At 45.3% G+C, this 12,950-nt stretch carries 12 protein-coding genes and 1 rRNA gene; 11 read left to right on the plus strand and 2 right to left on the minus strand.

The window, feature by feature from the left end:
* Window positions 1–13 precede the first annotated feature (13 nt).
* The 3 genes from cysN to cysC are packed head-to-tail and all read left to right on the plus strand — an operon-like array spanning window position 14 to window position 3,820.
* Window positions 14–1,441, plus strand: a complete 1,428-nt coding sequence (gene cysN, locus BS19_RS10650) for a sulfate adenylyltransferase subunit CysN (RefSeq protein ID WP_038175208.1) — start codon at window positions 14–16, stop codon at window positions 1,439–1,441.
* Between the two features lie 24 nt (window positions 1,442–1,465).
* Window positions 1,466–3,190, plus strand: a complete 1,725-nt coding sequence (locus BS19_RS10655; RefSeq protein ID WP_038175211.1) for an SLC13 family permease — start codon at window positions 1,466–1,468, stop codon at window positions 3,188–3,190.
* Between the two features lie 12 nt (window positions 3,191–3,202).
* The gene (gene cysC / locus BS19_RS10660; protein WP_038175212.1) at window positions 3,203–3,820 is read left to right on the plus strand and encodes an adenylyl-sulfate kinase; all 618 of its coding nucleotides are present in this window, start codon (window positions 3,203–3,205) and stop codon (window positions 3,818–3,820) included.
* Window positions 3,821–3,868: 48 nt separating this feature from the next.
* On the opposite strand, the gene BS19_RS10665 is transcribed toward cysC, so the two are convergent.
* Together BS19_RS10665 and zur are read right to left on the minus strand one after the other, a co-directional pair.
* Complete coding sequence (locus BS19_RS10665; RefSeq protein ID WP_004748296.1) at window positions 3,869–4,330, minus strand: chemotaxis protein CheX; 462 nt, start codon at window positions 4,328–4,330, stop codon at window positions 3,869–3,871.
* Between the two features lie 17 nt (window positions 4,331–4,347).
* The gene (gene zur, locus BS19_RS10670) at window positions 4,348–4,809 is read right to left on the minus strand and encodes a zinc uptake transcriptional repressor Zur (protein WP_038175214.1); all 462 of its coding nucleotides are present in this window, start codon (window positions 4,807–4,809) and stop codon (window positions 4,348–4,350) included.
* A 395-nt stretch (window positions 4,810–5,204) separates the two neighbouring features.
* On the opposite strand from zur, the gene dusA reads away from it, so the two are divergent.
* From dusA to BS19_RS10710, 8 genes are all read left to right on the plus strand, one after another.
* Window positions 5,205–6,209, plus strand: coding sequence for a tRNA dihydrouridine(20/20a) synthase DusA (gene dusA / locus BS19_RS10675; protein WP_281170131.1), 1,005 nt, complete (start codon window positions 5,205–5,207; stop codon window positions 6,207–6,209).
* Between the two features lie 157 nt (window positions 6,210–6,366).
* Window positions 6,367–6,576, plus strand: a complete 210-nt coding sequence (gene pspG / locus BS19_RS10680; protein WP_038175216.1) for an envelope stress response protein PspG — start codon at window positions 6,367–6,369, stop codon at window positions 6,574–6,576.
* 116 nt (window positions 6,577–6,692) lie between these two features.
* A complete protein-coding gene (locus tag BS19_RS10685; RefSeq protein WP_038175218.1) occupies window positions 6,693–7,340 on the plus strand; it encodes a TIGR04219 family outer membrane beta-barrel protein in 648 nt (215 codons plus the stop codon).
* 151 nt (window positions 7,341–7,491) lie between these two features.
* On the plus strand, window positions 7,492–7,722 hold the full coding sequence (locus BS19_RS10690; protein ID WP_038175219.1) for a hypothetical protein: 231 nt from the start codon (window positions 7,492–7,494) through the stop codon (window positions 7,720–7,722).
* Between the two features lie 126 nt (window positions 7,723–7,848).
* Entirely contained in the window at window positions 7,849–9,702 is a 1,854-nt protein-coding gene (locus BS19_RS10695) for an assimilatory sulfite reductase (NADPH) flavoprotein subunit (RefSeq protein WP_038175222.1), read from the plus strand.
* On the plus strand, window positions 9,702–11,438 hold the full coding sequence (cysI, locus tag BS19_RS10700) for an assimilatory sulfite reductase (NADPH) hemoprotein subunit (protein WP_038175223.1): 1,737 nt from the start codon (window positions 9,702–9,704) through the stop codon (window positions 11,436–11,438). Before BS19_RS10695 ends, cysI begins: the two co-directional genes overlap by 1 nt.
* Window positions 11,431–12,207, plus strand: a complete 777-nt coding sequence (locus BS19_RS10705) for a phosphoadenylyl-sulfate reductase (protein WP_038175225.1) — start codon at window positions 11,431–11,433, stop codon at window positions 12,205–12,207. Before cysI ends, BS19_RS10705 begins: the two co-directional genes overlap by 8 nt.
* A gap of 659 nt (window positions 12,208–12,866) precedes the next feature.
* Window positions 12,867–12,950 (plus strand): 16S ribosomal RNA (locus BS19_RS10710); the annotation flags it as partial.

A 12,950-nucleotide genomic window follows, 5' to 3' on the forward strand; every position in this document is an offset into this window, starting at 1 on the left:
CTAAGGAAAGAAAATGAATAGCGCAGTTGAAGCTCAACTTGAAGAGCTTGGTATCGAAGGATACCTCACACAGCACCAGTACAAGTCAATGCTTAGATTCTTAACTTGTGGCTCGGTTGATGATGGTAAAAGTACTCTAATTGGTCGTTTATTACATGACTCAAAACAGATTTATGAAGATCAGTTAGCGGCGGTTCACAATGATAGCCAGCGTGTTGGTACGACTGGGGAGCGTCCTGATTTAGCACTGCTGGTTGATGGACTACAGGCTGAACGCGAACAGGGTATCACCATTGATGTGGCGTACCGTTACTTCTCGACCCAAAAGCGTAAGTTTATTATTGCGGATACTCCAGGGCATGAGCAGTACACGCGTAATATGGCAACAGGTGCGTCTACCTGTGATCTGGCTGTGATCTTAATTGATGCCCGTAAAGGTGTGCTCGATCAAACGCGTCGTCACTCCTTCATCTCGAACTTGCTTGGTCTGAAGCACTTTGTGGTTGCGGTCAACAAGATGGATTTGGTCGACTACTCACAAAGCCGTTTTGAACAGATTCGCGATGAGTATCTTGAGTTCTCAAAAAACCTTCATGGAGAGATCAACATTCAGATCTTGCCATTGTCAGCGCTAGAAGGGGATAACGTCGTCGAACCAAGCTCGAACATGAGCTGGTTTGAAGGGCCGCCTTTGTTAGAGATCTTAGAAAACATTGATGTCGACTACGAGAAAAAAGTCGGTGATTTCCGCTTCCCTGTGCAATACGTTAATCGACCAAATCTCGATTTCCGTGGCTTTGCTGGCACGATTGCGTCAGGCAGTGTCAAAGTCGGTGATGCGGTTAAAGCCTTACCTTCTGGCAAAGCATCAAAAGTGGCGCGAATTGTTACTTTTGATGGTGACCTTGACCAAGCCCAAGCTGGCCTTGCGGTGACGCTGACACTCGAAGATGAAATTGATATCAGTCGCGGTGATTTGATTGTGCTTGAAAATGCCAGTGTTGAGTCAAGTAATCATCTACTTGCGGATGTGGTATGGATGACTGAGCAACCACTGCAACCTGGCCGTGAGTATGACATCAAGTTAGCCGGTAAGAAGACGGTTGGTCGAGTGGAAGCGATTCGCCACCAGTACGATATTAACAACCTCTCGACACATAGCGCAGCCGAGCTGCCACTTAATGGTATTGGTCTGTGTGAGTGGACGCTAACCGAATCTGTGGCTCTAGATGACTACTTGGCTTGCCAAGACACGGGCGGCTTTATCATTATCGATCGCTTAACTAATGTGACGGTTGGCGCTGGGCTAGTACGTGAAAGTCTGTCTCAGGTTGAACAAAAAGCGACAGATATCTCGGCGTTTGAACTAGAGCTCAATGCCCTAGTGCGCAAACATTTCCCACACTGGGAAAGCAAAGATATTAGCCAGCTACTGAAATAGTCCGCGAAGGCGATAGGGAAGTATATGTGGCAACAAGGTTTAGTATTGGCAATGTTACTGGGGATCGTGACTTGCTTATTGACCACGCGAATCAAACCCAGTTTTATTTTTGCAGGCGCGGCGTTTATCGCTTTTCTTGCCGGGATGATTGAGCTGGGTGATGTTGCCACTAACTTCACTAACTCGTCGTTATTGACCTTGGTGCTGCTGATCTTAGCGTCAGCCGCGTTAGAGAAAACCCGCTTGATCAGTTGGGTAAGCCGATCATTGTCGAACGGTTGTTTAGGGATTGCGGTCGCGAAATTAGGTCTCTCGACGGCGTTACTGTCTTCATTTACAAACAATACCGCGGTTGTGGTGTCATTGATTGGCGCCATCAAACGTAATCAACAACATGCGCCATCGCGCTTATTGATCCCGCTCTCATATGCGGCGATCTTAGGTGGCACGCTAACGTTGATCGGCACCTCAACCAACTTGATCATCAATAGTTTTGTTGAAGATGCTGGACTGCCGAGTTTGGGTTTTTTTGCTCCGACGATGATCGGTCTGTCGGTACTGTTTGGTGGGCTGTTGGTTTTGATTCCACTGAGCTACCTGCTGCCTAATTACGACGATAATAGCCAAGATGATTTGCCTTACTTTCTTGAAGCTCGAGTTGAACCGGGGTCGCCTCTGGTGGGGCGCAGCATTAGCGAAAACAATCTGCGTGCGCTGCGTAAGCTCTTTTTAGCTGAAGTGGTGCGTGATGGACAATCACTCCCGTCGGTTGACCCAGACTTTGTCTTGCAAGCGCGCGATCGCTTACTGTTTTGTGGTGATATTGAAAGCGTCGCGACTCTCCAAGAGATCCAAGGCTTAACCTTATTTGGTCAGCACCATCTTAATGGTCAAGGGTTTGTCGAAGTGGTGGTCAGCTCATCGGCAAGTTTCTGTAATAAGACTTTAAAGTCGAGCCATTTTCGCGATCGTTTTGATGCCGTTGTTGTTGCGATTCGCCGAGGTCATGAACGTTTGCAAGGTGGCCTTGGCAATATCACCCTCAATGCGGGAGATACTTTAGTCGTCGTGCCGGGTAAACGCTTTGAGCAAGAGCGCCAAGCGCATCGTAAAGAGTTTGTGCAAATTAACGACCTAGATTCGAGCGCTCGCCTTGATACCACTAAATCGGCTCTAGTATTGACGGGCTTTTCGGTGGTGATTGCCTTAGCACTGCTTGAATTTGTTCCGCTGATTAAAGGCTTGTCGGTATTTTTACTTGCGGCACTGCTGTGCGGAGTGATTCAACTTGGTGAACTGCGTCGTCGTTTTCCGGTGGATATCGTCGTTATTGTCGGCTCAGCACTGTCGATTGCTCAATTAATGTTGTCGTCTGGTCTGTCGGTCAGTTTAGGACAAATGTTTATCGAAGCGTTTAACGGCTGGGGGGTCTTTGGCGCCTTGGTTGCCACTTACCTGCTCACCTTGATTTTGACCGAGCTTGTCACCAATAATGCCGCCGCGGCACTTGCGTTCCCTATTGGCTATAGTATGGCGCTAGGGTATGGCGTTGATCCTATGCCTTTTATTATGGCTGTGTTGTTTGGTGCTAGTGCTAGCTTTATTTCGCCTTATGGCTATCAAACCAATCTGCTGGTGTACAGCGTTGGCAATTACACATTAACCGATTATGTTCGAGTTGGAATTCCCATTTCTATCGTTTACTCCGCTTTGGTGTTGACGCTAATTCCACTCTTTTTCCCGTTTTAAAAGGACTGAACTATGACTGCGGAAACGCCAAGCAAAGATGAAAACATCGTGTGGCATCAGCACGCTATCGATAAAAACTTTCGTGCTGGCTTAAAACAGCAAAAACCAGTCGTGCTGTGGTTTACTGGCTTATCTGGGGCGGGGAAATCCACCATAGCCGGCGCACTTGAAGCGCGTTTAGCCGAGCTTGGCCATCATACTTACCTGCTTGATGGTGACAATGTGCGCCATGGTCTATGCAGTGACTTAGGGTTTTCCGAGCAAGACCGACGAGAGAATATTCGCCGTATCGGAGAGCTAGCTAAGTTGATGGCTGATGCGGGCTTAATTGTGCTATCTGCGTTTATCTCACCACATCGCAACGAACGACAGATGGTGCGTGACATGCTGGCTGACGATGAGTTTATGGAAGTGTTCGTTAACACCTCATTAGCGGTGTGCGAACAGCGCGACCCGAAAGGTTTGTATAAGAAAGCCCGTTCAGGCGAGATCACTAACTTCACTGGCATTGACTCAGAATATCAAGCGCCACTTAATCCAGAGATTGACTTGCTAGCGGGAGAAAAGTCGATTGATGCGCTGGTGGAAGATTGTCTGCAAGTGCTCCGCGAGAGAAGCGTCATCGCCTAAAACGCAAAAACGCTTCCATTGGAAGCGTTTTTAGTGTCTGGTTCGAGTTTACTCGAAACAGATCTCGATGAAGGCGTTACCCCATTGAGAAGTGAAAGGCATGATAATAATCGAACCTTCACATTTATGACGAATCGTGTGGCCTTTACCTGATACCACTACAGGTGTGGCCATATCAAAATCAAAACCACTTTCTGCAAGGATTCGTTTGGCTCCGCCTGTCACCATATTGGTGATTTCGCCCACCATGTCGGTCACTTCATCATTCAAACCGTTAGGTCTTTCACCCAGCATGTTTTGCATGATTTCCAATGCCAGACTTTCATCAAATGTAATAGACATAGAGCCGCGGCTTTGAGTGCCAACCATCCCTATTAAACCTGATACGTCACCGCGTGCAATTTCATCTTTCTTCACACGAGGCTTCTGTGGCTTCAATTCCAGTGAGGCCATCGTTTTTAATACGTTCATCAATGAAGCTAAAAACGGGTTTACAAATTCAGCGCGCATAATCTTCTTCTATATCTTTATTTCATTTCAGTCGAACAGGACTGGCAAATACCATGTGATTCAATTACATGATTATTGGGTGTAAAGCCATGAGCTTGAGCATTTTCTGCTAGTAAGGCTATCAAACTATCATCTTGTAGTTCAATAACGTTGCTGCATTTATCACAAATCAGCAAGTGCGAATAATGTTTGTGTGCGTTACAAGAGCCACACTGGATATAACTGTTGGTTGACTCCACTCTGTGAATAAAACCTTGCTCAAGCAAAAAGTCCAAAGCGCGATACACGGTTGGCGGTTTTGCTTGAGGTTCACTCAACTTGAGCTCTTCCAACAGTTCATAGGCACTTGAGGCTTTAGGGCTAGCACAAATAAGTTCAAATACTCGTTTGCGCTGAGTGGTTAACCTAACCCCTCTTGTTGTGCATATCTCTTCAACTTGTTTTACTAACTGTTGATCCAAACTTGTCACCGTTACCATTGGACATTTCTAATAATATACCATTTATCGAGGTTTATCGTCGCTCGGTAGGCAAATTCTGACAACCGCGTCAGTATGTTACTCTGTATGCAATCGACATACCTAAGTCGGTTGAAGAGCCATAAGTTACCTTATCTACAATCAAAACGATACCAACAAGCATGGATTACACGTATCTCATCGCGAAACCTGCGCTCTAAAGCATCGCAACAGATGCTATCTAGTCCTTAAGTTTAGTTAAACAGTAAAAGAGCCATTAAGCCTCAAGCGTCGATGTGGGCGAGATTTGTCCTGAATCTTTCACTATTGCGGTGTATAATCGCGCGATTATTTTTTGATACCGCGCACGCTATATAAATTTTAACGAGCGGTACTGACTGTGTAGAGGTAGCTTGGTGTCTAACACTGAATCTAAACAACCATTTCCGATGCAGCGCTTTTCCATTGCCCCGATGCTCGATTGGACCGACCGTCATTGTCGATACTTTCATCGCTTGCTGACCAGCGAAACTTTGTTGTATACCGAGATGGTCACAACCGGTGCGATCATCCACGGTAAAGGTGATTTTCTCGCTTATAACCAAGAAGAGCATCCCGTGGCGTTGCAGCTTGGTGGTTCAAACCCTCAAGACTTGGCAACCTGTGCCAAACTTGCCGCTGAACGTGGTTACGACGAAATTAACCTTAATGTCGGTTGCCCGTCTGACCGAGTGCAAAATGGTCGCTTTGGTGCATGCTTGATGGCAGACCCTAAACTGGTGGCGGAGTGCGTTGCTGCGATGCGTGAAGTGGTTGATGTGCCGGTGACGGTTAAAACCCGTATTGGTATTGATGACCAAGACTCCTACGAGTTTTTAACTGACTTTGTTTCTATCGTTTCAGAACAGGGTGGTTGCGATCAGTTTACGATTCATGCGCGTAAAGCGTGGTTATCCGGACTAAGCCCGAAAGAGAACCGCGAAATTCCGCCGTTGGATTATCCGCGTGCCTATCAGTTGAAGAAAGACTTCTCTCACCTGACGATTGCGGTCAATGGCGGCGTGAAAACATTAGCCGATACTCAAGCGCACTTAGAGCATTTAGATGGTGTTATGGTTGGCCGTGAAGCATATCAAAATCCATACATCTTATCGGAAGTGGATCAGTTGATCTTTGGCTTAGATAAACCCGTCAAGAAGCGCCGCCAAGTGGTGGAAGAGATGTATCCATACATCGAACAACAACTGACTCAAGGTGCTTATCTTGGCCACATTACTCGCCATATGTTGGGACTGTTCCAAAACATGCCGGGTGCGCGCCAATGGCGTCGTTACATTAGTGAAAACGCACACAAACCGGGGTCGGGTATTGAAGTGGTTCAAACGGCACTGGCGAAGATCCCGCAACAGTTAGATGTGTAAAAAATACCTACGTAGTGAGTATTTTTGACCACTCAGAATGGTTATTAAGAGCACCTTTTGTTAGTGCTCTTTTTTTATTGTTACTTTTCAGTATCTTGAAGATTCCTCTAAGTTGGCACATATCCTGATATAAGTTAATCAAACAAAGGAGAATCATATGTTTGAATTGATCTTTATATTGGTATTTGGCGCAACCTTGTTAGTAACAGGGGTTACCATGGTGACCGTGATTGCTGGCGTTGCATTTTCTCTAGTTGTGATGGTGCTACTCGGAATGCTCAGTGTGGCACTCAAGTTGTTGCCGTGGTTGATTGTTATCGCTATCGGTATTTGGTTTTTCAAGAACCATGTTGCCCAATCAAGGTAGATAAAAACGTACGAGCTAACGTAATGACTATGATAGAATTGTGACCAAATCGTATCTATCCGTCTTTAGCGTCGCGGGGTTTGCGGCGCTGATACACTACTTGGAGAATCTATCTGATGGGTTTAAAAACCACCATTGCTTTAGCGGCTATTGTCTCGGCATCAGCTTATGCAGAGTCATCTTTAACAACCAAAGTCGGCGCTGAAGTGTGGTTACCAGATACTAAAGTGAATGGTGTGAGGAAAAAAGCAGATACGACAGGTAGCGTCTTTGTGGCAATTGAGCATGATGTTCGTTATGCGCCGGACGCACGTATTCGTTACTCTAAAGTAGATGCAGATTACACTGCGTTCGATAAGTTAGATCTGACTCTTTACTACCGCGTGTTAGAGCATGATTTAATGCACTTTGATGCTGGTCTTACGTTCAGTGATTTGGCCAATACTAAATACCTCAATCCAGAAGATGGCGCTCGTGCGACGTTTGATAAAACCATTTGGGCTTGGTATGGCTATGCAGAGTTAACTGTCCCCAATACGAATGTCGATATTATTGGTGAAATGAATTTTGGTGACAGTAGCGGCATCAAGAGCACCGACTTGATGGCGGGTGTGCAATATCGTCTACCGTTAGGCAGTAATACGCTAGCGATTCGTGGTGGCTATCGAGTCATTGACTTGGAATCTGAAGCATTTCCTAACACCATTGGTGGCCCTTTCGTGTTTGCCAATGGCTTTTTTGCTGGTGCTGAGTTCGCCTTTTAACTGGTTCAATTGTTTGATAACAGAAACGTCGCAATATAATGCGGCGTTTTTTTATATCTATTTGTTATATCGGTCGATTTTCATTTAGCACTTTTTCCGTGTTTAGCCATGCTTAGTAAGGGAACGTCTATCAGCTCGAGAAAGGAATCTCATGACTATTACTGAATTAAGAAACTTATATCGAGAACAACAGTTAGTTGAGGCCATCATCGAGCCTTCCGCACAGGAAGGGCATTGGATTGTTGAATTTCGTCACGCGCGTGGTGGTTTTGTGCTATTAACCGATTCTAACGGAGAAGAGTGTCATTATTTGGACCTTGATCTTGCGTCTAAATCAGCGATGGCGGTGGGCTTTAAACAAGTTCGTGTCGAAGCGAAATAGTGTCTTCTGCGGTTTTTTTCTCCGTTCTTTAATTCAAAAAGTTATAAAACATTCACTTCTATTCTTTCTTGTTATTAAAGAGAGTGGTTAATCTATCATCACGCAATGAATAGGGATGTCGAGACCATGTCTTTAAACAAGAACGTGTCCTCTCAAGGAAACACGCCACAAGAACTACCATCTATCGCTGCTCCGCTCAATGATATGCAGTTGAGCGCTTTGCAGCAGAGTATGACCGATCTATCTCCTCAGCAGTTAGCATGGGTAAGTGGCTACTTCTGGGGATTATCACAAACACAAACCGCGGCGGCTTCAGGCTCAGTTAGTCAAACTGTGGCTGCAGTAGCGGCTAAGCCTGCGGGTAAGTTATCAATTATATACGCTTCCCAGACTGGCAATGCTAAAGGCGTTGCTGAAGCGCTAGAGCAAGAAGCCAGAGCGCTAGGTATCACCGCTGAGTTGTTTGATGCCAGTGACTACAAAGGTAAAAACTTAGCGAAAGAAACCCACGTTATTATCGTTGCCTCAACCAATGGTGAAGGTGAAGCGCCAGATAATGCGATTGAATTACACGAGTTTCTTCAATCGAAGAAAGCCCCTAAGTTAGTCAATCTTCAATATGGTGTGATTGGGTTAGGTGATTCAAGCTACGAGTTCTTTTGCCAAACGGGTAAAGACTTTGATGCCTTCCTGGCTAAATTGGGCGCGACACCTTTTATTGACCGTATCGACTGTGATGTCGATTACGACGCATCCGTCTCTGAATGGCGCAGCAAAGCGTTAGATACTGTCAAGCAAGCACTCGCTTCGGGCTCTGAGGCTGACATCGTGCAGTTACCTGTCGGTCAGGCTGTTGCAGGCCATTCTCTCTATAATAAGCAAAACCCGTATACGGCAACTTTGTTGACGAGCCAAAAGATCACGGGTCGAGATTCAGGTAAAGACGTTCGTCATATTGAGATTGATCTTGAAGGTTCAGGACTCTCTTATCAACCGGGTGACGCTCTTGGGGTGTGGTTTGAAAATAGCTCTCAGTTGGCGAATGCCATTCTCGCTAAAGTGGGACTGTCTGGCGTCGAAAGCGTTGAGGTAGACGGTGAAAGCCTTTCTATTCACAGTGCTTTGGTTAACAAATTTGAGATTACTTCTGCCAATCCGCAACTGGTAACAAAATTCGCTGAGCTGTCAGCAAGCAAAAAACTGCTCAAGCTGGTGGAAGATAAAGATAAGCTGCGTGAGTATGCGAGTAACACTCAAGTCGTCGATGTGCTCGCGGAGAAAAAGACCAAACTATCTGCCGATGAGTTGGTTAGCTTATTACGTCGTTTAACGCCTCGTCTATATTCTATTGCCTCAAGTCAAACGGAAGTCGATGACGAAGTGCACCTGACAGTTGGTTTGGTGGAATACGATCAGGGTGATGAAAAACGCTTTGGTGGCGCATCAAGCTATCTCTCTCACCGCTTAGAAGAGGGCGGTGAAGTCAAAGTGTTCGTTGAGAACAACAATAATTTTAAGCTACCTCAAGACGACAATACGCCTGTGATCATGATCGGCCCAGGTACAGGTATCGCGCCTTTCCGCAGCTTTATTCAAGAGCGCGATAATCGCGATGCACAAGGCAAGAACTGGTTGTTCTTTGGTGACCGCACCTTTACTCAAGACTTTCTTTATCAAGTCGAGTGGCAAAAGTACCTCAAGTCCGGGGTATTGAACCGTTTGGATGTCGCCTTTAGTCGCGACCAAGGAGAAAAGGTCTACGTTCAACATCGTATCTTAGAAAATGCACAGCAAGTGTGGCAGTGGATTCAACAAGGCGCCTACATCTATGTGTGTGGCGATGCAACACGCATGGCGAAAGATGTACATGAAGCTTTGGTGCATGTTGTTGAGCAACAAGGCCAGCTTTCTCGCGATGACGCGGAAGAATTTATTAATGAACTACGTAAAGCGAAACGTTATCAAAGGGATGTTTACTAATGAGTGCTGCTACTGAAAACAAGAACCAAGTTGTATTAGGCGAAGAGCTAGGGCCACTTTCTGATAATGAGCGTCTTAAAACTCAAAGTAATTTTCTGCGCGGTACCATAGAGCAAGATTTGCAAGACCGTATCACGGGTGGATTTACTGCAGATAACTTCCAGTTGATTCGTTTCCATGGCATGTATCAGCAAGATGACCGTGATATTCGCAACGAACGAACTAAGCAAAAACTCGAACCATTACACAATGTGATGTTGCGTGCCCGTATGCCGGGTGGAGTCATTACGCCGAAGCAGTGGCTGGCGATTGATAAGTTTGCTACTGAGCATTCGCTTTATGGCAGTATTCGCCTGACTACACGCCAAACCTTTCAGTTTCACGGTGTGCTAAAACCTAATATCAAGTTAATGCATCAAACGCTTAACAGTATTGGTATTGATTCAATTGCCACCGCTGGAGACGTAAACCGTAACGTATTATGTACCACTAACCCGATTGAATCTGAACTTCATCAAGAAGCGTACGAGTGGGCTAAGAAAATCAGTGAGCACCTGCTACCTAAAACCAAAGCGTATGCTGAAATTTGGTTAGATGGCGAAAAGGTCGAAACGACGGAAGATGATGAGCCAATTTTAGGCAGTACTTACTTACCACGTAAATTTAAAACCACCGTGGTGATCCCGCCACAAAATGATGTTGATGTGCACGCGAACGATCTCAACTTTGTCGCAATTGGTGATAACGGTAAGCTGGTGGGCTTTAACGTACTGGTTGGTGGGGGACTTGCAATGACGCACGGTGATACCTCTACCTACGCGCGTCGTGCAGATGACTTTGGATTTGTCCCGCTAGAGAAAACACTCGAGGTCGCAGCAGCAGTAGTGACGACTCAGCGCGATTGGGGTAACCGTTCAAATCGTAAGAATGCCAAAACCAAGTACACGCTAGATCGTGTCGGTATTGATGTCTTTAAAGCGGAAGTAGAAAAACGCGCGGGCGTGAAGTTTGCTGACAGCCGACCATACGAATTTACTGACCGTGGCGATCGCATTGGTTGGGTCGAAGGTATCGATGGTAAACACCACTTAGCACTCTTTATTGAAAATGGTCGCTTACTCGATTATCCGGGCAAACCGCTTAAGACTGGTGTTGCTGAAATTGCCAAAATTCATAAAGGCGATTTCCGCATGACGGCCAACCAAAACTTGATTGTTGCTGGTGTAGCCAAAAAGGACAAAGCGACAATCGAAAAGATTGCTCGTCAACATGGCTTAATCGACGATTCTGTTAGTGAGCAACGTAAAAGCTCAATGGCGTGTGTGGCCTTTCCAACCTGCCCACTTGCAATGGCAGAGGCAGAACGCTTCTTACCGGGTTTCGTCACCGATGTCGAAGGTATACTGGCAAAGCATGGATTGCCTGAAGAAGACAATATCATTTTACGTGTGACTGGTTGTCCGAATGGTTGTGGTCGTGCGATGTTGGCAGAAATTGGTCTGGTGGGTAAAGCGCCAGGTCGTTACAACCTACACTTAGGCGGCAATAGAGCGGGTACTCGTATACCGAAGATGTATAAAGAGAACATTACTGATAAACAGATCCTTGAAGAGATCGACCTGCTAGTTGGTCGCTGGGCAAAAGAGCGTGAAGCAAGTGAAGGGTTTGGTGATTTCATGATTCGTGCTGGAATTATCCAAGAAGTCAAAGTTTCTAAGAGGGATTTATATGCTTGATTCAGTGGCTTCTAAACCGAAGTTAGGTGAGCTGCTTACATTGACCAAGACGGAACAAGTGATTCGTCTTGCTCAAATCAATGTTGAGTTAGAGCAGCTTACGGCGCAACAAAGGGTTGCTTGGGCGTTAGAGAACTTAGAGGGTGAATTTGCGGTCTCATCTAGTTTTGGTATTCAAGCTGCGGTTATGCTCCATTTAGTCACTCAGCAGCGACCTGACATACCGATTATCTTGACGGATACTGGGTATTTATTTCCCGAGACTTATCGTTTCATTGACCAATTAAGTGAACAACTGACCCTAAACCTTAAAGTGTATCGATCTAAAGAAAGTGCCAATTGGCAAGAAGCGCGCTACGGCAAACTATGGGACCAAGGTATAGAGGGTATTGAGAAATACAATAAGATAAACAAAGTCGAGCCAATGCGCCGAGCCTTGGATGAACTAGAAGTAGGGACTTGGTTTTCGGGGTTACGTCGCGAGCAATCTAAATCACGAGCTAGCTTGCCGATTTTATCTATCCAAAATGGTGTGTTTAAGTTTCTGCCAGTGATCGATTGGGTTAATAAGGATGTGCATTACTATCTAGAGCAACATGGTTTGTCTTATCATCCTCTTTGGGATGAGGGGTACCTTTCAGTTGGGGATACTCATACAACCAAAAAGTGGCAGCCAGGCATGAGCGAGGAAGAAACACGTTTCTTTGGCTTAAAAAGAGAGTGTGGACTGCACGAAGAGTCTAATGAACAGGACGGTTCAGGTATCTAATCCGCTCTCCTATATATAAGAAGAAAGGTCGCAATGCGGCCTTTTCTTTTGCCTGAAAAATAGCAATTGTGGATAACTCTGTGGGTATTATGTTCGCTTTGTTGGGGTAAAGTTGGATAAATAAGGCTTTGAGCGAAAAGTCAGCGTTTAAACGCTATTTTTGCAATTTTTTCAAAATAACGCTTGCCAATGTGAGCGTGATCTCTATAATCCCTCCTCGTCGACAGGGCAAGGGCTCATAAGAGTTTAAAGCCAGTCAGACAGGTCAGAAAGAAACGAAATAGTTATTTGCCTTCACTTTTTAAAAGTGAAATAAAAAGCAAAAAAGTGTTTGACACTAAAGATTATTTCGCTAGAATGGCCGCCTCTTACGAAGTGACGTAAGTCACAAAGAAGAACGCTCTTTAACAATATAAACCTATCAATCTGTGTGGGCACTCGTTGATGATAATCCAATAGGTTATTGCTTAGGCAATGACCGTTTCTTCGGAAACACATTGGGTTCAATGAACTGAGTGACCAATACGAATAGCTACGTGTAGCTATTTGGCACAGTCAATTCATTATCATTCTGTTGGAATGATAATAGCTTTAAAATTACCGTTTACTTTCGAGTAAGCGCAGTTTTGAAGTCAGTATTCATTGAGCCGAAAAAACTTAAATTGAAGAGTTTGATCATGGCTCAGATTGAACGCTGGCGGCAGGCCTAACACATGCAAGTCGAGCGGAAACGACAACATTGA

This window comes from Vibrio pacinii DSM 19139, assembly GCF_000711795.1.
In the GTDB taxonomy this organism is placed as follows: Bacteria; Pseudomonadota; Gammaproteobacteria; order Enterobacterales; family Vibrionaceae; genus Vibrio; species Vibrio pacinii.

Excerpts from the sequence above, each read along its gene's own strand:
- BS19_RS10685 (WP_038175218.1), top strand. The coding sequence starts at position 6,693 with ATGGGTTTAAAAACCACCATTGCTTTAGCGGCTATTGTCTCGGCATCA.
- cysI (WP_038175223.1), top strand. The coding sequence starts at position 9,702 with ATGAGTGCTGCTACTGAAAACAAGAACCAAGTTGTATTAGGCGAAGAG.
- BS19_RS10690 (WP_038175219.1), top strand. The coding sequence starts at position 7,492 with ATGACTATTACTGAATTAAGAAACTTATATCGAGAACAACAGTTAGTT.
- cysN (WP_038175208.1), top strand. The coding sequence starts at position 14 with ATGAATAGCGCAGTTGAAGCTCAACTTGAAGAGCTTGGTATCGAAGGA.
- BS19_RS10655 (WP_038175211.1), top strand. The coding sequence starts at position 1,466 with ATGTGGCAACAAGGTTTAGTATTGGCAATGTTACTGGGGATCGTGACT.
- pspG (WP_038175216.1), top strand. The coding sequence starts at position 6,367 with ATGTTTGAATTGATCTTTATATTGGTATTTGGCGCAACCTTGTTAGTA.
- zur (WP_038175214.1), bottom strand. The coding sequence starts at position 4,809 with ATGGTAACGGTGACAAGTTTGGATCAACAGTTAGTAAAACAAGTTGAA.
- cysC (WP_038175212.1), top strand. The coding sequence starts at position 3,203 with ATGACTGCGGAAACGCCAAGCAAAGATGAAAACATCGTGTGGCATCAG.
- BS19_RS10705 (WP_038175225.1), top strand. The coding sequence starts at position 11,431 with ATGCTTGATTCAGTGGCTTCTAAACCGAAGTTAGGTGAGCTGCTTACA.
- BS19_RS10695 (WP_038175222.1), top strand. The coding sequence starts at position 7,849 with ATGTCTTTAAACAAGAACGTGTCCTCTCAAGGAAACACGCCACAAGAA.
- BS19_RS10665 (WP_004748296.1), bottom strand. The coding sequence starts at position 4,330 with ATGCGCGCTGAATTTGTAAACCCGTTTTTAGCTTCATTGATGAACGTA.